General features: G+C 63.5%; 16 protein-coding genes. 12 read left to right on the top strand and 4 right to left on the bottom strand.

Annotated elements, in window-relative coordinates; all coding sequences use genetic code 11:
- Positions 1-107 precede the first annotated feature (107 nt).
- Entirely contained in the window at positions 108-980 is an 873-nt protein-coding gene (locus tag EDC31_RS09955; RefSeq protein ID WP_042059642.1) for a TauD/TfdA dioxygenase family protein, read from the top strand.
- Between the two features lie 44 nt (positions 981-1024).
- Positions 1025-1510, top strand: a complete 486-nt coding sequence (locus tag EDC31_RS09960) for a VOC family protein (protein ID WP_042059646.1) — start codon at positions 1025-1027, stop codon at positions 1508-1510.
- A gap of 196 nt (positions 1511-1706) precedes the next feature.
- Here EDC31_RS09960 and EDC31_RS09965 read toward each other — a convergent pair whose 3' ends face one another.
- Entirely contained in the window at positions 1707-2720 is a 1014-nt protein-coding gene (locus EDC31_RS09965) for a helix-turn-helix domain-containing protein (protein WP_042059648.1), read from the bottom strand.
- A gap of 141 nt (positions 2721-2861) precedes the next feature.
- Here EDC31_RS09965 and EDC31_RS09970 point away from each other — a divergent pair, with 141 nt between their 5' ends.
- From EDC31_RS09970 to EDC31_RS09995, 6 genes are all read left to right on the top strand, one after another.
- Complete coding sequence (locus tag EDC31_RS09970) at positions 2862-3971, top strand: LLM class flavin-dependent oxidoreductase (RefSeq protein ID WP_042059619.1); 1110 nt, start codon at positions 2862-2864, stop codon at positions 3969-3971.
- The gene (locus EDC31_RS09975) at positions 3968-5251 is read left to right on the top strand and encodes a zinc-binding metallopeptidase family protein (protein WP_042059621.1); all 1284 of its coding nucleotides are present in this window, start codon (positions 3968-3970) and stop codon (positions 5249-5251) included. Before EDC31_RS09970 ends, EDC31_RS09975 begins: the two co-directional genes overlap by 4 nt.
- The gene (locus EDC31_RS09980; RefSeq protein ID WP_042059623.1) at positions 5252-6076 is read left to right on the top strand and encodes a TauD/TfdA dioxygenase family protein; all 825 of its coding nucleotides are present in this window, start codon (positions 5252-5254) and stop codon (positions 6074-6076) included.
- 28 nt (positions 6077-6104) lie between these two features.
- Positions 6105-7313 carry an aromatic ring-hydroxylating oxygenase subunit alpha gene (locus tag EDC31_RS09985; RefSeq protein ID WP_052511968.1) on the top strand — a complete coding sequence of 403 codons (1209 nt, stop codon included), beginning with the start codon at positions 6105-6107 and terminating at the stop codon, positions 7311-7313.
- 201 nt (positions 7314-7514) lie between these two features.
- Positions 7515-8759 carry an MFS transporter gene (locus tag EDC31_RS09990; RefSeq protein ID WP_052511971.1) on the top strand — a complete coding sequence of 415 codons (1245 nt, stop codon included), beginning with the start codon at positions 7515-7517 and terminating at the stop codon, positions 8757-8759.
- Complete coding sequence (locus tag EDC31_RS09995) at positions 8756-9379, top strand: cysteine hydrolase family protein (protein WP_042059626.1); 624 nt, start codon at positions 8756-8758, stop codon at positions 9377-9379. Before EDC31_RS09990 ends, EDC31_RS09995 begins: the two co-directional genes overlap by 4 nt.
- On the opposite strand, the gene EDC31_RS10000 is transcribed toward EDC31_RS09995, so the two are convergent.
- Positions 9380-10651, bottom strand: a complete 1272-nt coding sequence (locus EDC31_RS10000) for an MFS transporter (protein WP_042059628.1) — start codon at positions 10649-10651, stop codon at positions 9380-9382. It abuts the gene before it with no gap.
- A gap of 23 nt (positions 10652-10674) precedes the next feature.
- On the bottom strand, positions 10675-11751 hold the full coding sequence (locus EDC31_RS10005) for an acetamidase/formamidase family protein (RefSeq protein WP_042059629.1): 1077 nt from the start codon (positions 11749-11751) through the stop codon (positions 10675-10677).
- A 206-nt stretch (positions 11752-11957) separates the two neighbouring features.
- Between EDC31_RS10005 and EDC31_RS10010 the strand changes: the two genes are divergently transcribed.
- From EDC31_RS10010 to EDC31_RS10025, 4 genes are all read left to right on the top strand, one after another.
- On the top strand, positions 11958-12914 hold the full coding sequence (locus EDC31_RS10010) for a PDR/VanB family oxidoreductase (protein ID WP_239641687.1): 957 nt from the start codon (positions 11958-11960) through the stop codon (positions 12912-12914).
- A 156-nt stretch (positions 12915-13070) separates the two neighbouring features.
- Entirely contained in the window at positions 13071-15452 is a 2382-nt protein-coding gene (locus tag EDC31_RS10015; RefSeq protein ID WP_239641688.1) for a TonB-dependent receptor, read from the top strand.
- An 11-nt stretch (positions 15453-15463) separates the two neighbouring features.
- Positions 15464-16303: an oxidoreductase gene (locus EDC31_RS10020; RefSeq protein ID WP_215740278.1), complete on the top strand. Its 840-nt coding sequence runs from the start codon at positions 15464-15466 to the stop codon at positions 16301-16303.
- 210 nt (positions 16304-16513) lie between these two features.
- Positions 16514-17272, top strand: a complete 759-nt coding sequence (locus EDC31_RS10025) for a YbaY family lipoprotein (RefSeq protein WP_081797644.1) — start codon at positions 16514-16516, stop codon at positions 17270-17272.
- Between the two features lie 32 nt (positions 17273-17304).
- Here EDC31_RS10025 and EDC31_RS10030 read toward each other — a convergent pair whose 3' ends face one another.
- Positions 17305-18558: an alkyl/aryl-sulfatase gene (locus tag EDC31_RS10030; RefSeq protein ID WP_207912120.1), complete on the bottom strand. Its 1254-nt coding sequence runs from the start codon at positions 18556-18558 to the stop codon at positions 17305-17307.
- Positions 18559-18673 lie beyond the last annotated feature (115 nt).

Below are 18673 nucleotides of genomic sequence, written 5' to 3' on the forward strand. Positions count from 1 at the left end.
AGCTAGTTTGTGTCGCATTCAGGCAAGCGCGGCCTTCGGGGAAATGCCTATATCGAAACGATATACGGTGACTCATGTCGCCGCAAAATCCAGAGGAGAAGCAGACCATGGCGGACCCGGCGGTCACTCGAACGTCCTTGCGCATCGCTCCGCTCAAACCCGGCTCAGGCTTCGGCGCGGAGATCGTCGGGCTGGATATCGCGCAGGCCGATGACGCCACGCTCGATGCGGTGGTGGATGCGTTCAACCGGCACGGCGCGCTCCTCATTCGTGGCCAGACGCTCGGTCCGGCGGACCTCATGCGTTTCATCCGGCGGGTGGGAACGCCCGAGGGCCATACGATTCAGGACTTCACGCTCCCCGGTTTCCCGGAAATCTACGTGCTGTCCAACCGGGTCGAAAACGGGCGACCGATCGGCGCGCATAATGACGGCGTCGGCTGGCATACCGATTATTCCTACAAGGAAGAGCCGGTCATGAGCACCATGCTCTATGCGGTCGAAGTGCCTGCGGAAGGCAGCGATACGCTCCTCGCCGACGGGGTGGCGGCTTACAACGCGCTGTCGCCGGAGCGTCGGGCGACGCTTGAGAAGCTGAGACTGCACCATTCCTACCGGCACTTCATGGAAACCCGCGAGCACCAGCGGCGCGAACTGACGCCCGAGCAGATCCGCGACAATCCGGATGTCGTCCATCCGCTGATCCGCGTGCATCCGACGGATGGTCGCCGCGCGTTGTGGCCTTCGACCGGGACGGTGACGGAAATTCTCGGGCAGGACGACCCCAAGGATCTTTCGCTTCTCGAGGACCTCGTGGCGTTCATGACGGCGGAAGAATTCGTCTATCGCCATAAATGGCAGGTTGGCGACCTCCTGATGTGGGACAATCGCTGCACACTGCATACCGGCACGTTGTTCGACGACACGAAATATATCCGGACGATGCATCGTCTCTGGGTCAGGGGCGATCGTCCCGTCTGACACGCGACGCGCTTTTTTCCGATGCTTCACATTTGCGGGGTTTCATGCCTGATACACTGATTTTCGTCGATATTCCGGCTGACGATCCGTCGGCCGCCGCGACGTTCTATGCCGACGTGTTCGGATGGCGGAACGACCCCAGACCGGAGGGACTTTATCATCGCATGGTGCCGGGCGGCCAGTTCCGCAATCCTGACGGCACGGAGAGCGAAATCGGCAATCTGCATATCGGCATTTTCAAGGCCGACAACGCACGTCCTCATCCGCAGCCTGAGGGCACCGCGCCGCGCGCCCTGTCGATCGAGGGCCGCAAGCCGCGTGTATGGCTGCTGATCGGCGACGACGACACGGCGGAGCGCATCCTCAAGGAAGCGGTCGCACGTGGAGCCACGGAATTATGGCGCGATCATTACTGGTCCACCTTCAACGGTTACAACCACGCCTTCATGGACCCGTGGGGGAATGAAATTCTCCTCTGGGGCAAGGCGGGACCGAACCCGGCCATTCCGGAAAACTATACGCGCGAATAGCGTTTTCGTCGACGGAAAGCCGTCGCGCAGAGCGGGAGAATCAGCGGGCGGCCGCCTCCCCTCGCCCGGCGTCACGAGCGTCCTGTTTTCTGTCCGGCCGGCGCGTCATCGCCCCGCCGGATTTCGATCTTCTGGGCGGGATGTCGGCGCAGGCTCCCGAAAATCAGGCAGGCGTCGCCTTTCATGACGCGGCTTTTCACTCGTCGACGGCGGAATCGAGCGACGCCCGCCGCCATTCGCGCGGGGTCATGTCGTAGGCCTGACGAAAGCTCCGGCTGAAATGCGCGGCGTCGTTGAAGCCCCAGCGGAAGCAGATTTCGGAAATCGACAGGTGCGCCGAGAGGGGGCTGGCGAGATCGTCATGGCACCGCGCGAGACGGCGCTGGCGGAGATACTGGCTGAAATTCTGTCCCGTCGCGGCAAAGAGCTTCTGCAATCCGCGCGGCGAGATGCCGTGCTTTCGGGCGATGGCCGTCATGGTCAGGTCCGGGTCGGTCAGTTCCGATTCGATGAGCTGGCAGAGGCTGTGCATGGCAGCGATCCGGCGACTGGTCGGCGGAGCGCCGCCGCCATAGGCCGGATCGCTCAGGACGCAGCCGATCAGCAGTTCCGAAAGGGCGAGTTCGATGGCCCGGAGCTGCCGGTCGTTCATCGCTTCGAGCGACTGGCCGAGGGACCGGAGAAAACCTGCCAGAACGCGCCGGATGCCCGGCGTCGGGTCGAGCACGCCCACGCGCAGCGGCGTCGGCGCCAGCAGCCGGAAATGCAGCGCCAGCCTCGGCAACCGCACATAGAGCATCGAAAACGAGCGTGGAAGCGTCAGGACGGCGTCCACCGCCAGAGGGCCGCAACCGATGGCATCCACACCGAGCGGCCAGCTTTTGCCGTTCGAGGCGAGCGTGGCGGGAGAACCGTCCGCCGAGTCGCCTTCGGAAAGCAGAATCGCCAGCCATACACCGTCCGTCTGCGCCGAATAGCAGCCCGCGATGCGCTGCGGCGAGCCGGTCAGGCGCGTGATCTCGATTCCCAGCGGCGTGACGACCTGAGTGACCCGCCCGATCATGCGCTGGCGGGGATCGGCGTGACGTTCCGCAGCCGTCATGGGCAGGAGAGTGGCTTCCGGAAGCGAGAGGCGCGCGAGCGTCTGCCGCCATACGCTCGCAGCGGGCTGATCCGTATGATCCGCAAGGTCGAACGTCCAAGGTTGCACTTTGATCTCCTGCCAGTCGCATGGGATCATACAAATGAGCATCACATTCAGACAAGAAACCGGGCGTCGCGTATGCGTAATATTCCGGTGGATTTTGCGATCGGTTTTCGAAACGATTGACCAGCAGGAAGGAGGGGCCTCATGCCCACGATCTCATCCCCGGTGTTTGACCTGCCGTCGGAAAATGGGGGGAAGGATTTCGGCATTTTCATGCCGATCGCCAACGGGGGCTGGATTCTCTCGACGACCGCGCCGAAGATCGACGGCTCTTACGACTATAATCGGCGCGCCGCGCTGCTGGCCGAGGAGATCGGGCTCGACTTCATCATGTCGATGGCCAAGTTCCGCGGCTATGGCGGAGCGAACCGTCAGTGGGATGTGGCGCTCGATTCCACCGTCCTGATGAGCGCGCTGGCCGCCCAGACGAAGCGCGTGAAGATCTGGACCACGTTCCAGACGCTGCTGCACAATCCGGCCGTCGTCGCCAAGATGATCGCGACCCTCGATCAGGTCAGCAACGGACGCGCGGGCCTCAACGTCGTGCCGGGCGCGTTCAGGGACGAGTTCGCCCAGATGGGCGTATGGCCCGAGACGCTGGGACATGATGCGCGCTACGACTATGCCGCAGAATGGATGGAGGCGATTCGCCGCCTCTGGGAAGAAGACGGCGAAGTCACGCTCGACGGGACATACGTCAGGCTGGACCGCTGCATCTCGGAACCCAAGCCGCTTCAGAAGCCTCGCCCCTTCATCGTGGCTGCCGGTCAGTCCGAAAAGGGCATGGAGTTCGCCATCCACAACACGGACGCACTGTTCATCGGGGGGCGTGACGACGCGGAGATGCGGGCCATCAGCCGGCGCGCCAAGGAAAAGGCCCGGGCCGCCGGGCGTCGCCTGCGGACCTACGCGATGGCGATCATCGTCCAGGGTGAGACCGATGCGGAGGCGGACGCGATGATGGATGTGTTCCGCGACGGTTTTGACGCCGAAGGGTTTCGCAACATGCTGCGCGCCTACGGGGTGATCGACGCCGAGATCGGCAAGGAGAACGCCATGACGGCGCGGGCGCGCACCGGGTTCATGGCGCCGCACATCGCGGGATCGGCGGAGACGATCGTCAGGCGTATCGAACAGATCATCGACGACACCGATCTCGACGGCCTCATGCTGATCTTCCCGGATTACGAGGACGGTCTGAAAAAACTGGCCCGGAACGTCCTTCCCGCGCTGCGGGCGCGCTACGGCGCATGACCGACGCGCTCACACGGCGTCTCGACGCACTGCTGGACCGCGATGTGCTGCGTCGGCGCATCCTCGAACTGTGCGCCATTCCCTCGCCCCAGGGTCATGAGCGCGAGGCGGGAGAGTATGTCGAGCGATGGATGGCGTCGGAAGGCTTCCGTCCGCGCCGCGTGACCGCCGTGCCGGAACGTTTCCACGTGGTGGGCAGCATCGGCGGTCATGCGCCCGCCGCGACGGCCTCGCGCGATCTTCTGATCGCATCGCATCTGGACACTGAAGGCGGTCTGGACCCTGCGGATGCGCGCTGGTGCGTGCCGCCGGGCGCCCCGCCGGAAGAGCCGGTGGCGGAGCGGGACGGGGTTTTCACCGGGGCGGCGGTGGCCAATGATCGCGGACCGATGGCCTGCTTCCTGACGGCCGCCTCGCTGATCCGGCAGGCCAACATCCGTCTGGCCGGATGCCTGCATCTGGCGGCCTGTCCCGGCGAGATCGGCCCCGACCCGGTGGACGGGCGCGCGGGCGTGGCGCAATCGGGCAAGGATGTCGGCGCGGCCTATCTTCTGGCCAATGGCGGCATGGCCCCGGATTTCATGATCGCCGCCGAGGGCACCGACTTCGCGGTCACGGCGCAGGGGGCGGGCTATGCGATCTTCCGCCTCAGCCTCCATGGCGAACAGATCTTCACGCCGCTGTTCGACACAGCACTGCCGCTGGAAGGCCATCCCAACCCGATCTACCGGCTGGGCGACGCGATCGCGCGGCTTCACGCCTGGGCGCCGCGTTTCGAGCGGGACCATCGCTTCGAGACGGCATGGGGAACGACGATCCCCAGGGTCCAGATCGGGGCCGTTCGCGGCGGCCTGCCCTACGCGCTCGGCGGCGGGACGGGCGTCTGCGCGCTTTACGTCGAGGTCGGGCTTTCGGCTGTCGATCGCGTGCAGGATGTCCGTCGCGAGATGGAGGCCGTGCTCGCAGGGATCGGCCCGCACGCGCTCGATTGCGTCGCTTACCGTCAGGGAGCCGTCGCGGACGAAGGTGCGGTTTCGCCGCTGCTCGGGGCCATCGCCACGGCGAGCCGCGCGGTGCGCGGGGCGGAGCCGGAGGTGGCCGATCCGGTCTATGCCTCCATGTGGCGCGACCACAATGTCTACAACCGCGCGGGGATTCCGGCGGTCACGTTCGGGCCGCGCCGCTGGCGGCCGACGCTCGACGATTTCGTGACGGCAACGCTGCTCTACGCCCGGACCGCGATCGAGGTCTGCGGCGTGGCGGCTTCGGAGGTTCAGTGAATGAATGCGATCTGTCTTGAAGGCAATGTCATCGCCCGGCCGCTGACCGCGCGGATCGGCGCGGAAATCGAGGGGGTGGACCTGACGCGCCCGCTCGACGAGCCCACGCTGAAAGGTCTGCGGGCGGCCTTTCTGCGTCATCAGGTCATCTTCTTCCGCGATCAGCCGATCTCGCATGAAGATCATCTGCGTCTGGGTCGCGCCTTCGGAGAACTGGCGATCCATTCGGGCGTGGCGGGTCTGCCCGATTATCCGGAAGTCGTCGCCATCCACGCCGATGCGGACTCCAAATTCGTCGCCGGCGAGAACTGGCACTCCGATCTCTCGTGCAATGCCGAGCCGCCGCTGGGCAGCATCCTCACGATGAAGATCGTGCCGGACTATGGCGGCGATACGTGTTTTTCGTCGATGTATGCGGCCTATGAGGCCCTTTCCGAGCCGATGCGGCAGTTTCTCGCCGGTCTGACGGCGATTCATGACGGCGAGCATGTGTATCGGCCGATCGTCGGCAACAACGGCAAGACGTTTCCGTGCAGCGAACATCCGGTCGTGCGGACGCATCCCGAAACCGGCCGCAAATGCCTGTTCGTGAACCAGTCCTACACCACTAGAATTCCGCAGCTTTCCAAGCTCGAAAGCGATGCCGTGCTGAACATGCTCTATCGGCACTGCATGGCGGCGGATTTCCAGGTGCGCTTCCGGTGGCGGCCGAACTCCATCGCGTTCTGGGACAACCGCTGTACGCAGCATCAGGCGATCTGGGACTACTTCCCCCGAACGCGCTCCGGTTTCCGCGTGACCGTCGCCGGCGACAAGCCTTTCTGATCCCCTCCCCTTGTGATCTGGATTGACCATGACGAGTCTTCCCCTCGACGACGCCCTGTTCGACGCAATGGAAACCTCCATCCTTCCCACGGAAGAAGCCGAGAGCCTGCCGCCGCTCTGCTATACCGACGCCGCCTTCTACGAGTTCGAAAAACAGGCGATCTTCGCGAAGGAGTGGCTGTGCGTCGGCCGTGAGTCCTGGGCCGCCGGCCCGGGCGACTATTTCACCTCCTTCATCGCCGACGAACCGCTGATCGTCGCGCGCGGTCGCGACGGCGTCCTGCGCGCCATGTCCAGCGTATGCCAGCATCGCGCCATGCTGGTCGCGGAGGGCAGCGGCAAGGCGCGCGCCTTCGTCTGCCCCTATCATCACTGGACCTATGCGCTGGACGGCTCGCTGGCTGCCGCGCCCGCGATGGAACGGTCCTGCAAGTTTCACAGGGAGGACTTCAACCTTCCCGTCTTCGCGCTCGAAATCTGGGAAGGATTCGTCTTCGTCAATTTCGACAAGGACGCGGCACCGCTCGCCCCGCGCCTCGCCAAGGTGTCGGAGGTGCTGCGCGGCTACGATCTGTCGAACGCCACAGGAGACAAGCCGGCCGGGGAGCAGCGTTATCCCTGGAACTGGAAGGTCATGTTCGAGAACAACAATGACGGCTACCATGCCAGCAAGCTGCATCAGGGGCCGCTGCATGATTTCATCCCCAGCGAACTCGCGGAATTTCCGGACGATCTGCCCGGCGACACCGCGGGCTACTACCGCACGAACCGCACGCTGCACCCCGACGCCGCCTTCAACGCAACACAGCGCGCGGTCCTGCCGGTCTTTCCGGGCCTCAGCGCCGATGAACGCCATCGCATGGTGTTCGCCAACGTGCCGCCGACTCTCTCGCTCGTCATGACGGTGGATTCGGTGATCTATCTCATCCTGCGTGCGGACGGCCCCGAGAGTCATCGCGTCGATCAGGGCGTGCTGACCGCGCCGCGCGCCAAGGCGGACCCGGCCTATGAGCAGAAAATGGCCATGGGGTTTCTGGCGGCGAGCGAGATCATCGATCAGGATCTGCATGTCGACGAGATGGTGCAGATCGGGTTGCGGTCACGTTTCGCGCCGCGCGGGCGATATTCCTGGCAGGAAGGCGCGCAGCGCCTGTTCAACACATGGCTCGTGCCGCGCTATCGCAAGGCCTGGTCGGAACGGAACAAGGCGGAGGGCTGCGCCGGAGAAAGTTTGTAACAGTTTCTGGCCGCGCCATATTTGTCGAAGTTGCGCGATCGGAATATAATCCGTTCGCATGGCGCAAGAATATCCCTGCCGCGCGGTCTAGCGTCGAGAGAGGCCCGGCCGTGCCGCAGGAGCGTTCACGGCCGGCGTTTCGGACAATTTGACCCTGGTTTTTTCCCTCGGGAAAGGGTCCGTGAGGTGGAGAACCGTCCCATGTCTCTCGCCGTTCCCAGTGAGGATATCGTCGCGATGACGCCCGCGAACCATGTCGTCCCGTCGGCGGTCCGGCGGTTCTTCGCCCTGGCCGCCGTGACGGCGCTCTATTTTTTCCTCATGGCCGGGTCGTTCAACGCGCTCGGCGTCGTCCTGCCCGCGATGGTGAGAGATCTCGGGCTGAGCTGGAGCGATGCCGGTTTCGGCTTCACGCTGCTGGGCCTCGCCTGCGGCCTGACCAGCCCCTTGCCCGCCATGGCGATCCGGCGTTTCGGGATCGTCGCGACGCTGGTGGCCGCCGGAATCCTGCTGGGTCTGGGTTTTTCGCTGCTGGCCTGCGCATCGAGCCAATTGCAATACGATCTGGGGACGCTGCTGATCGGATGCGCGTTCACGATCGGCGGGACGGTTCCCGGCACCTATGTCGTGGCCAATCTCTTCGAGCAGTCGAGCCGCCCGATGGGGATTTATTTTGGCGTCGGCGGTCTCGGTTCGATCGCCGGGCCGCTTTTCTATCTCGGCGTCAACGACGTTTTCCATGCCTGGCGTCCCTTCTGGTGGCTCTGTGCTCTGGCGACGGGTCTCTGCGGCCTGGCGGCGGCGCTCGTGGTGCGTGGCATTCATTTCGGTCATGCCCATGACGATACGATCCGCACCGCGGGCTGGCCCGCCAGGGCAGCGCTAAGCGTTCCGGCGTTCTGGGTGATCGTCGCGTCCTATACGGGTTGCCTGGCCATCAGCACGACGTTGCATGGCTTCTCGGTCCAGCACTTCACGGAACATGGCCTGTCATCGGCGCATGCCGCCGAAATCATGTCGCTTGTGGCGTTCTTCGCGGCGGCCGGATCTTTTCTCGCCGGTGAGGTCGGGCGGATCATGGGCGCGCGCGTCCTCACGGTCGCGGCCACCGGCGCCATGACGCTTGCGGCCGTCGATCTCCTGCTTCCCCAGAGCAGCCTGACGCTCGGTGTCTTCGTGCTGACGATGGGGCTGGGGGTGGGCCTGTCCTACGTGGCGAGCCCCATGCTGCTGCTCGAATATTTCGGCACGCGGCAGAATCTCGAACTCTATGCGACGATGTGCCTGATCTCGACGGCGGCGGCGTTCGGTCCCTGGTTCGGGGGCGCGATCCATGACAGCACCGGCAGCTTTCGCGCGATCTTCATCGCGTTCGGCGCGCTGGGGCTGGCGCTTACGATCGCCGTTTCCTTCTTGCGGCGGCCTCGCCTGCGGGACGAGGCATGATGCTCTCGCCTCAGGATATCCCGCCCTCCCGAACCGCCTTGCTGGTCATCGACATCCAGAACGATTTCGGCGCGCCCGGCTTTGCCATGGCCCATGCCGGCATGGCGCTCGAGCCGGTCGAGAGCGCCATTTCCCACGCCGAGACGCTGATCGCAGCCGCGCGCAAGGCCGGTGTCACGCCATGGTTCGTCCGTGTAGTCACGCGGCCTGAAACCGATTCCCGCGCCCTCAAACGCTTCATGGCGCGCTCCGGGATGGCGGAGGGCATCGCGATCTGCCGCGCCGGCACGCCCGGCATGGATTACTATCGCGTCGTCCCGGCGGCTGGAGACCGGCAGGTCGAGAAATTGCTCTACAGCGCCTTCGCGGGCACGGATCTGGAGGCGCGCCTGCATGCGGACGGCATCGAGAGCCTGGTTCTGTGCGGACTGACGACCGATTGCTGCGTGGACGCCACTGCGCGCGATGCCTTTCATCGCGATTTCGACGTGTTCATCGCCGGCGACGCCTGCGCGGCCTTCGACGTGACGACGCATGAGAACGCGTTGGCGATCCTCTCGACGCACTGCGCCACACCCGTCACGACCCGGGACATCGTGACGGCCTGGAACGCGGGCTGATCAGGCCGCCGGACCGGCCGCCCGTTCCGGGTAGACCGGCAGGGCGCACAGCGCGAGGCTGCCGCACGCGAAGATGACGGTCATGGCATGGAGCGACCAGCCATAGCCTCCCGTCCGGTCGTAAGACATATCCATCAGGACGGGCGTCATCCCCTGCGCCAGCATGACGGCCGCATACATCGCACCGGCGATCCGGCCATAGGCGGCCAGTCCGAAATAGCGCGAAACCACATAGGGCAGCGCGCCGAACTCCGTGCCCATCGCGACGCCGACCGCGAAGCCCCCGGCCACGATGACGATGAAATGCGGGCTCTGGAGCAGCAGGACGCCCGCGAACGCCGCCAGATAGAACGGCGTGATGGCGCGCCCGGCCCGTGTGCGGTCCATGATATGACCGATGACGACCTGCCAGACGGCGCAGGTCCCCGTCATGACGGACATGACCAGAAGGGCTTTCGGAACCGGAATGCCGCGTGTCGTCAGAATCGGGACGAGATGGGCGATCAGGGCGGTGATGCAGCCCGCGCCGGACGCGATGGTCAGCAGGATGATCCAGAAGAGCGGCCGACGCGCGGCGCTGCCGAGCGTGTCCTGTCGGGATGGCGCGCCGGAAGCTTCCGGCGGAAAGACGATGTCGTCCGCCGGGACTTCCCGGGCGCGGACACGTGGCAACGCCACAGGCATCGGCGCATCGCGCAACCAGATGAAAGCGACGGGAAAGGCCACCAGCAGAATGGCGAGGGCCAGCAACGGATAGGTCGCGCGCCAGCCGGCATGCGCCATGATCCACAGCGCCAGGGCCGGCATGACGCTCGCGCCGATGCCGTTGCCCAGTCCCGCCATGAGGCCGAGCATGACGCCGCGCCGCGCGTCGAACCATGAGGCGACGACGCGCGCCAGCATCATCGTGCTCGGCAGTGCTCCCGCAAGGCCGATGGCCCCGAACAGTACCAGAAACGCGAAACGGTTGGCCGGCAGCAGGCCGACCAGCGCCAGGGCGGGTACATAGATCAGGAAACCGGCGAGGATCGTGCGTCGCGTGCCGTAAAGGTCGGAGAGACGCCCCGCGATCGGCGACCCGACAGCCATGCCGAGCGAGAGCATGAGAAACGCCATGCTGACGAAGCCGCGCGACCAGTGGAACGCGTCGGAGATCGAGGCGAGAAACAGGCCGAACGTGATCATGACCACCGGCGTGACGCCGGCCATCGCGCCCATCGTGCAGGCGATCATCAGCCTGATGTCGTCGCGCCTGGGAATCGCTGAACTCATGGGCGGGCTCCTTGCGGCGGGGATCAGGATTTTCGGCGGCCGGGGAGAATGTCGCGCCGGATCTTCATGTGCGTGCCGACCGTTCCGTCCACCACCTGCGTCACGGCGAGATCGCCGGAAATCGACAGCAGCGAGTAGGCATCGTCGGAGGAGAGCCCTGCCTCCTTGAGAAGCGAGAGCATGTCGAGGGAGGCTTCCCTGGCCGCGATGTCGAGCGTGTCGCCGAAGCCGTGGACGATGAAATGATCCGGCGTTTCGAGAAGCGGAGAGCGGAAGGTGAAATCCTTGCGCAGCACGACCTGAAACAGCACGTCGAGCGAGGCCTCGATGGCCGTGCCGCTGATCTCGCCGTCGCCCTGGCTGATATGCGGGTCGCCGATGGAAAACAGCCCACCATCCACCTGCACCTTGTAATACATCGTGGCGCCCGCTCCGATGCGCCAGTTGTCGATATTGCCCCCATGAAGGCCGGGAGGAATGGTGCTCACCCGTCCCGGCGCGTCAGGCGCCACGCCCGCGGTGCCGAGATGGGGACGGACGGGCACGCGCACTCCGGCCAGTGCGGGCTGGCGGTCGCATTCGGGACACGCCGTGATCCGGCCGGGGACGAGATATTTCTCGCGGACGTCGTAGGCGTAGAGCGCTTCGGCTGTGTTGGTCGCCGGGTCGAGGCCATAGATCGTGACGCGTTCGCGTTCGCCCAGTTCGGAATAGAGCTGCCCCCAATGCGCCGCAAGATTTGAACCGTAGCGAAAGCGCGGGGTCATGGAGAGGTAGCGCACCTCGATCATGTCGCCCGGCCTGGCGTCGCGGACATAGATCGGGCCGGTCATCAGATGCACGCCGGGAGCGCGGTCGGCTTCGGGGATCGCGCGCCAGATCTGATGCATGGCGTCGTCCATCAGCAGGGCGGGATCGTCGCCCGCGTGATGCGTCAGCGCCTCGGCCTGAATCAGGTCGCCGGATTCGACGACGAGCGCCGGAGCGAGAGCGGCATCGAAATACCCCCAATGCACATTCTGCGGCGTGGCGTTGAGGTGATGGAGGGCCTTGGGCGCGACGAGCGGGCGTGCGGAGCCTGAATCACACATAAGAACCATGACGATACCTCCGGGCGGTGCTGTCTTCGATGTCGGAACAATGCATAATCGCAACATCATAACGACAAGACGCGGCGGCAAATTGTGCCAGAGCGCCCCAATCCTTGACACGCGCGCACAAGGTCTTTCCCGGTCTTGTTTTTGTGGGACCGCCCATGATTGTCAGCAAAGGGCTTCTTCACTCTTTTGGCGATGGCGAATTTTCCATGACCGATCCAGTCCTGCCGATGCGCGTCACCCGGATGGCTCGGCTGACACCGCGGATTGTCGGCATTACGCTCGAACCCACGGAAGGCGCGTCTCTCGCGCCGGTGGTCGCCGGGGCGCATATCGACGTTCATGTTCCTGCCGGAGACGGCCTGATCCGTCAGTATTCCCTGACCAGTCCGCCGGGGACCCATCATGCCTATGAAATCGCCGTCCTGCGCGAGTCACACAGCCGGGGCGGGTCGGCATGGCTGCATGAAAACCTCTCGACAGGCGACATCCTGAACGTCGGCGCGCCGCGCGTCCGTTTTTCACTGTTCGAGCCTGCGCCGCATCATGTGCTGATCGCAGGGGGAATCGGCATCGCGCCCCTGTGGTCGTTCGTACAGCGCCTGACGCAGATGGGCGCCTCCTGGGAGTTGCATTACGCCGCCTCCGGCGCGGAGGAGGCGGCCTTTCTCGCGGAGATCCGCGAACGGGCCGCTGCCCGCCTGACGACATATTTCCCAGTTGACGCTCAGGCGCGCCTGTCTCTGGACGCCGTCGCAGCCACGTGCAGATCGGACACGCATGTCTATTGCTGTGGACCGGCCCGCATGATGGAGGCGTTCGATCGCGCCTTCGCGCGCCTCCCGGACTCGCAACGGCATCGCGAGCATTTCACGGCCGTTGCGGCCCCTGCGACCGAAGGAAGCTTCGAGGTCATCCTGGCCAAAAGCGGCGGTTCCGTTCATGTGCATGCGGGCCAGACCATTCTCGAAGCCGTTCGCGCGGCAGGCATCTGCGCCCCATTTTCCTGTGCCGAAGGGGTATGCGGCATGTGCGAAACGCGCGTGATCGAGGGAATCGCGGATCATCGCGACAGCGTGCTGACGGCCGAGGAGCAGGCGCGCGGCGAAACCATGATGATCTGCTGCTCGGGCGCGAAAACGCCCCGTCTTGTTCTGGACATCTGATTCGCCGGGACATTAATGAGGAAACTTATTTCGTTTTCGGAACACAACTCGGACGCCAGAAGCAAGAAGGTCGCCTCCGACGCCCACTACTCTCTCTCATATGCTGCAGTTGCGGTTCGCGCCTGCGGTGGCAGAATGCAACGCAAGGAGAAGCTCATGCGCACAGGGTCGTGGCTCCGTCATGTCGCGCTGAACAGCAGCGCCCTATCCCTTGTCGTCTCTCTGGGTTTCGCGAACCAGGCCGACGCCAGGACGGCGTCGGACAAGACGGCCAGCAGTGTGGAGGACGGGAAGAAGGTATCGGCCGGCAAGACCGCGAAAGGGCAGGAGAAGACTTCCGCGAAGTCGGAGACCATCCAGGTCCGGGTCGCCGCGCGCACCGTCGATGTCCAGAAAACGCCGACCTCGGTGACGACCATCAGCGCCACGACGCTGGACCGCCAGAACGTGACCAGCCTCTCCGGCCTCAACGGGCTCGCACCGGGCCTCAACATCGCCAAAACCGCAGGATACCAGACGAATATCCAGATTCGCGGCGTCGGCATGCAGACGGCGCAGAACACGCTCACGACATCCACGGGCGTCGCCGTCTATATCGACGGCGTCTATATCGCAAACTCCGTGTCTCTGGACCAGACGTTCTTCGATCTCGATTCCATCGAGGTCTATCGTGGACCGCAGGCGACCCAGTACGGCCAGAGCGCACCGGGCGGGGCGATCGTCATCACCACGGCGGATCCGACGTTCGACCGGATTTCAGGAAAAATCGAGGCGTCCGGCGGCAATTACAATCTGGCCCGCGGACGTGCGCAGCTCAACGTGCCGATCACCAGCAACCTGGCCATTCGCGGGTCGTTCCAGTCTTACACTCATACCGGTTTTGCCCACACGACGTCGCCGTATCTCGGACGCTACGATCTCGATGACGCTCAGGACAATGCCGGCAAGCTCGCCGTCAAATGGCAGCCCGTCAGAAATTTCACGGCGACGCTGACGGGACAATGGTACAACTCCACGCCCCATGGCGCCGAGCAGAAGAATATTCTCGATCCCTCGACCAATCCCCGCGTCGTGAATCAGGATTATCCCGCCCGGAGTTCGCTGACCACGTCTCTCTATCACCTCAATCTTGACTGGAGGACGTCTCTGGTCGAACTGACGTCCATTACGGCGGCCCAGCACGTGCGTGAGCATGAGCAATATGACAATGCCCGTCTCGCGGAGCGCATACTCGGCGTGTATGATGTCCTGCCGAACAATAACAATACGATGAACAATTATTCCGAGACGATCACACTCAAGTCGCGCAAGACGACGCCGCTTGACTGGCAATTGGGCCTTTTCCTCATGGGACAAAGAGGTCACGCCTATGTCAGTGAGTTTGACGGCAAGGATTATACGGGGTGGCCGAACTATCCGGTGCCCGACCATCTCATGACCGACGCGCCATCCACCCTGAAATACGGGGACAAGCAGACGGCGACGCGCCTTGCCGTCCAGCCCTATGTCGAGCTTGGCTATCACATCACCGATCGCCTTCACCTCAAGGGGGGCGCGCGTTTCAACTACGATCGCTACAGTTCGAACAGCAACACCTTTTCGGCTTACGGAAACAGTTCGAGCCAGCACAGTTTTTCGACCAGAATCCCCACATGGAAGGCAGAACTCGATTACGATCTGTCGCACCCCTCGTCAGGCATCGAGAGCATGGTCTATTTCTCCGTAGGGACGGGCTACAAGCCCGGCGGAGTGAACGGAAATCCGAATGCGAAGGTCATCAGCCAGGAATTCAAGCCCGAACGCATTCTCAACTACGAGATCGGTGCGAAGAACTGGTTTTTCCACCATAAGTTCATGTTCGACATCGCCGCGTTTTACGCGAATTATCGAAATATGCAGTACATCGCGGACGACCCGTACCCCTATGCCTACGGCATCGCCAACGTTCCGAAAGTCAATCTCTATGGTATCGAGATGGAAAGCGCCTATCTGGCCTTTCATGAACGCCTGAGGATCGACGGTTCGCTGACACTGGAGAAAAGCCGCATCGCGTCGAATTACCATTCGCTCGACGCCTCCACTGTCAACGCGGCGTACGCGTCGTCTCCTGCCTGCAATTACGGCGGGCAGTACTACAACAGCGCCTGCTGGGCCGCCGTCGAGGCCTTGGCGCCAAACGTCAAAGGCCATCAGGCGCCCGGCATGCCGAACGTACAGGCCTCCCTGTCGGCGTCGTATCTCTGGAACGTGTTCGGAGGCACGCTCCTGACGCGCGGGCAGTATATCTATCGCGGCAACTACGCGGCCCGGATCATCGACAATCCCCTGATCGACCATGTCCCCGCCTATTTCATTTTCAATGCCTTTCTCGAATACAAGCCTAACGCCAGCCAGTGGCGCGCGTCTTTCGCCGCCACCAATCTTACCAATATGGCAGGCGTGAATTCGAGATTTACCGATCCGTATGGGACATACCAGACCAGCGAACAATATATTGCGCCGCGTCAGTTCGTCGGCACGATTGGATACAGCTTCTGAGCAATGGCGCGATGATGAAAACATGGTTCATTACAGGCATTTCGAGTGGTCTCGGATATGCGCTGACCGAGGCGGTCCTGTCTGCCGGCGGCCGCGTCGTGGGAACGTCGCGTCAGCGGACGGCGGCCCCTGACCTTCAGGAACGATTCGGCGCGCGTCTGCGCGTCATCGCACTCGATCTCACCGATGAGGACACCGTCGGCGAGGCTGTCAGGGAGGCCGAGGCGGAGACCGGGACACTGGATGTCGTCGTCAACAATGCGGGATACGGCTTGACCGGCGCCATCGAGGAAACGTCGCTCCGACAGGTTCGCGATATTTTCGACGTCAACGTCCTCGGGCCGCTGGCGGTGATCAAGGCTGCCCTTCCGGCCATGCGGGCGCGCCGGTCCGGGCATATCGTCAACATCACTTCAGTCAGCGGACTGGCCGCGTGGGCTGGAACCGGCGTTTACGGCGCGACGAAATTCGCGATGGAATGTATCGGTCGGACACTCGCCATGGAGGTCGAACCGCTGGGCGTCAAGGTGATCAACGTGGCACCCGGCGGCCTGAGAACCGGCTTCGCGGGCGGCGCGCTGGAGGAGTCTCGCGATCATATCGCGGACTATGCCGAAACGGCGCATCAGGCCCGCACGATTCTGACCGGACATCATGGCGAGGAACCGAACGATCCGGCTCTGGCGGCGCAGGCGATCATGAAAGCCGTCGAGGCGCGTGACCCGCCACGCTGTCTTCTGTTGGGAGAGGATGCGTTCCGCTACGCGCAACGCGAAATCGCGATGCTGGAACGTGATTTCACGCAGTGGCATGCGCTGACTGTCTCGGTGGGGATGAAAGGCGACGACTGATCTCCCAGGTTGAACTGTCAGATCGACGCCGTCATTCGCCGAGATCGAGCACGCGCGGGCGAAGGGTCTCTCCGGCGGACACCAGAAGCCGCAAGCCTCTCTCTTGCGACCACGAATCCCCGATGCGACACGCCGGGCCGATCTTTTACTCTACCCAACCGTTAAGACTGGAATACAGGGACGAACGCTGCCGCTGATAAGGGAACGAGAATGACCATTCGATTGCTTCGCCGGAGCATGATACTGGCTGTCTTCTCCGGCGCTGCGCTGTCGGTCATGCCGGCCTCGGCGGCGCGCATGACGCTGAGCGGCACGATCACCTATCGGGAACGGATCGCCCTGCCGCCTGCCGTTGCCGAAATTCGTCTGATCGACGTCTCGCTGGCGGACGCACCGTCCACGACGATCGCCAGCACGACCATCAAGACTGATCGGCAGGTGCCGATCCCCTATCGTCTGCGCTTCGATCCCAAATCCATCCAGGCCGGCCACCGCTACACGCTCCAGGCCACGATCTCGGTCGATGGCAGCATGTGGTTCACCACCACGACGGCCTATCCGGTTCTTGAGGGCGGACGCAATCAGACCGATCTTGTGCTCGAACGCGTCCCGGCGCCTCCGGCTGTCGACGCCCCGCCTGTCGGTTCCTGGCAAGTGGTGACGATCCTGGGCCGGAACATCACGAGCGGCCCGCAGGCGACCCTTGAGATTGACAAGGACGGCTCGATCTCCGGCACCAGCGGCTGCAATCGCGTCGTCGGCGAGGCCAGCATGACCGGCAACAGGATCGCGTTCGGTCAGATGGCCGTGACGCAGATGGCCTGCATGCCGGCCTCCACGATGGAACAGGAACGCCGCTTCCTGGACGCGCTGGGGGCTGTCGTCTCCTGGCATGTCGAACCGCGCGGCGACCGGATGGCGCTTTCGAATGCGGCCGGCAAGCCGCTGCTCGTCCTGCGGCGGATGTAGGTTCACTCGACGGACCAGAATGCAGACAGCGCCTATGGGGTTCCGGGAGGCGTCACGATGCTGAACGTCGGATCGAACGTATCGAGCATGCCGAATAGGGACGACACGGCCGTCGCATCACCGCTGATCTGAATACTTCCGTCGCGCAGGGCCTGCGCCATCGTCGTCTCGTGCAGGCTGATCCGGTCCAGAACGGCTTTGGTCAGCTTGATCGACGCACTCGGCCGGGCATGCAGCACATCCGACTGATAGGTGAGCGCGCTGTTGCGCAGGGTCATGGCGTAACGCTGATTGATGTCCGCGAAGGACCAGTTGAGCGTGAAGGTCTTGCCGGCGGCCTTGTCGCCATCCAGCCGCACGGCCGTGTAGTCAAAGAAATCCGGTATGGTCAGCGTGCGCACCATATCAGGTGAAGCGGTCGTGATGCTCACCTTCGACCGGCCGAGCCGCAATTCCTGTGCGCCGGTCAGATAGATATTCCGCCAGGTCGCGTTCTCGCTCTGATATCCCAATTGTTCGAGGGCATTCGCCTGCAACCGGCGTGCCGCGACATTCTCCGGAGCAACGAAAACCAGTTCATTGCCAATCTGGGCCACCCAACGATAATCGCCGGCCGCGTAAGCCGCACGCAGCTTCGTCAGCACCGCATCCACTCCGCCCATCCACGCGATCGTGCGCCGGGCAGTGTCGAGCGGAGGCAGCGGGTCGAGATTTGCTGGATTTCCGTCGTAAAAACCCATGTAGCGCTGGTAGATGGCCCGCACGTTCTGGTTGACGGATCCGTAATAATCACGGGCATACCATTTGCGTGCGAGCGGCTCGGGCAGGGATTTGAGACGATCGGCGATTTCCAGCGATGTGTATCCCCGGTTGATCAGTCGCAGTGTCTGATCGTTCAGCCATTCGTACATGTCGCGTTGATCGGACAACATCTCGACGATCCGTTCGCGCCCCCAGGTCGGCCAGTGATGTTGCGCGATGAGAATATCGCTGCGCCAGCCGTAACGTTGCAATGTCTGACCGAGATAGAATGCCCAGGCCTTCGGATCGCGCACGAGCGCGCCGCGCAGCGTCAGAAGATTATGCAGCGTGTGCGTTGCGTTTTCCGCGGCGCAAAGCACACGCAACTGAGGAAAATAAAGATTCATTTCCGCCGGCGCCTCGGTGCCGGGCGTAAGCTGGAACTCGATGTCCACGCCGTCGATGCGCATGGTCTGCACGGGGCCAGTTATGACATCCGTCGGAGCGATCAGTGTCACGGTGCCGAAGGACGTCCCTTTGCCCATGAAGTGGCGCCCTCCCGAGGACCAGTGATGGCTGATTTTAAGTTGGAAGGTCTGGCCCGGTTTTCCTTTTTTGTTCAGGCGACCATGAGGTCGGTCTGATGGTGTTGGGCCTGTG

Source organism: Acidomonas methanolica (genome assembly GCF_004346035.1).
Classification (GTDB): Bacteria; Pseudomonadota; Alphaproteobacteria; order Acetobacterales; family Acetobacteraceae; genus Acidomonas; species Acidomonas methanolica.

What these genes read in the sequence shown, in the direction of transcription:
- EDC31_RS09955 (WP_042059642.1), top strand. Translation starts at nt 108, where the DNA reads ATGGCGGACCCGGCGGTCACTCGAACGTCCTTGCGCATCGCTCCGCTC.
- EDC31_RS09960 (WP_042059646.1), top strand. Translation starts at nt 1,025, where the DNA reads ATGCCTGATACACTGATTTTCGTCGATATTCCGGCTGACGATCCGTCG.
- EDC31_RS09970 (WP_042059619.1), top strand. Translation starts at nt 2,862, where the DNA reads ATGCCCACGATCTCATCCCCGGTGTTTGACCTGCCGTCGGAAAATGGG.
- EDC31_RS09975 (WP_042059621.1), top strand. Translation starts at nt 3,968, where the DNA reads ATGACCGACGCGCTCACACGGCGTCTCGACGCACTGCTGGACCGCGAT.
- EDC31_RS09980 (WP_042059623.1), top strand. Translation starts at nt 5,252, where the DNA reads ATGAATGCGATCTGTCTTGAAGGCAATGTCATCGCCCGGCCGCTGACC.
- EDC31_RS09985 (WP_052511968.1), top strand. Translation starts at nt 6,105, where the DNA reads ATGACGAGTCTTCCCCTCGACGACGCCCTGTTCGACGCAATGGAAACC.
- EDC31_RS09990 (WP_052511971.1), top strand. Translation starts at nt 7,515, where the DNA reads ATGTCTCTCGCCGTTCCCAGTGAGGATATCGTCGCGATGACGCCCGCG.
- EDC31_RS09995 (WP_042059626.1), top strand. Translation starts at nt 8,756, where the DNA reads ATGATGCTCTCGCCTCAGGATATCCCGCCCTCCCGAACCGCCTTGCTG.
- EDC31_RS10000 (WP_042059628.1), bottom strand. Translation starts at nt 10,651, where the DNA reads ATGAGTTCAGCGATTCCCAGGCGCGACGACATCAGGCTGATGATCGCC.
- EDC31_RS10005 (WP_042059629.1), bottom strand. Translation starts at nt 11,751, where the DNA reads ATGGTTCTTATGTGTGATTCAGGCTCCGCACGCCCGCTCGTCGCGCCC.
- EDC31_RS10010 (WP_239641687.1), top strand. Translation starts at nt 11,958, where the DNA reads ATGACCGATCCAGTCCTGCCGATGCGCGTCACCCGGATGGCTCGGCTG.
- EDC31_RS10015 (WP_239641688.1), top strand. Translation starts at nt 13,071, where the DNA reads ATGCGCACAGGGTCGTGGCTCCGTCATGTCGCGCTGAACAGCAGCGCC.
- EDC31_RS10020 (WP_215740278.1), top strand. Translation starts at nt 15,464, where the DNA reads ATGATGAAAACATGGTTCATTACAGGCATTTCGAGTGGTCTCGGATAT.
- EDC31_RS10025 (WP_081797644.1), top strand. Translation starts at nt 16,514, where the DNA reads ATGACCATTCGATTGCTTCGCCGGAGCATGATACTGGCTGTCTTCTCC.
- EDC31_RS10030 (WP_207912120.1), bottom strand. Translation starts at nt 18,558, where the DNA reads ATGGGCAAAGGGACGTCCTTCGGCACCGTGACACTGATCGCTCCGACG.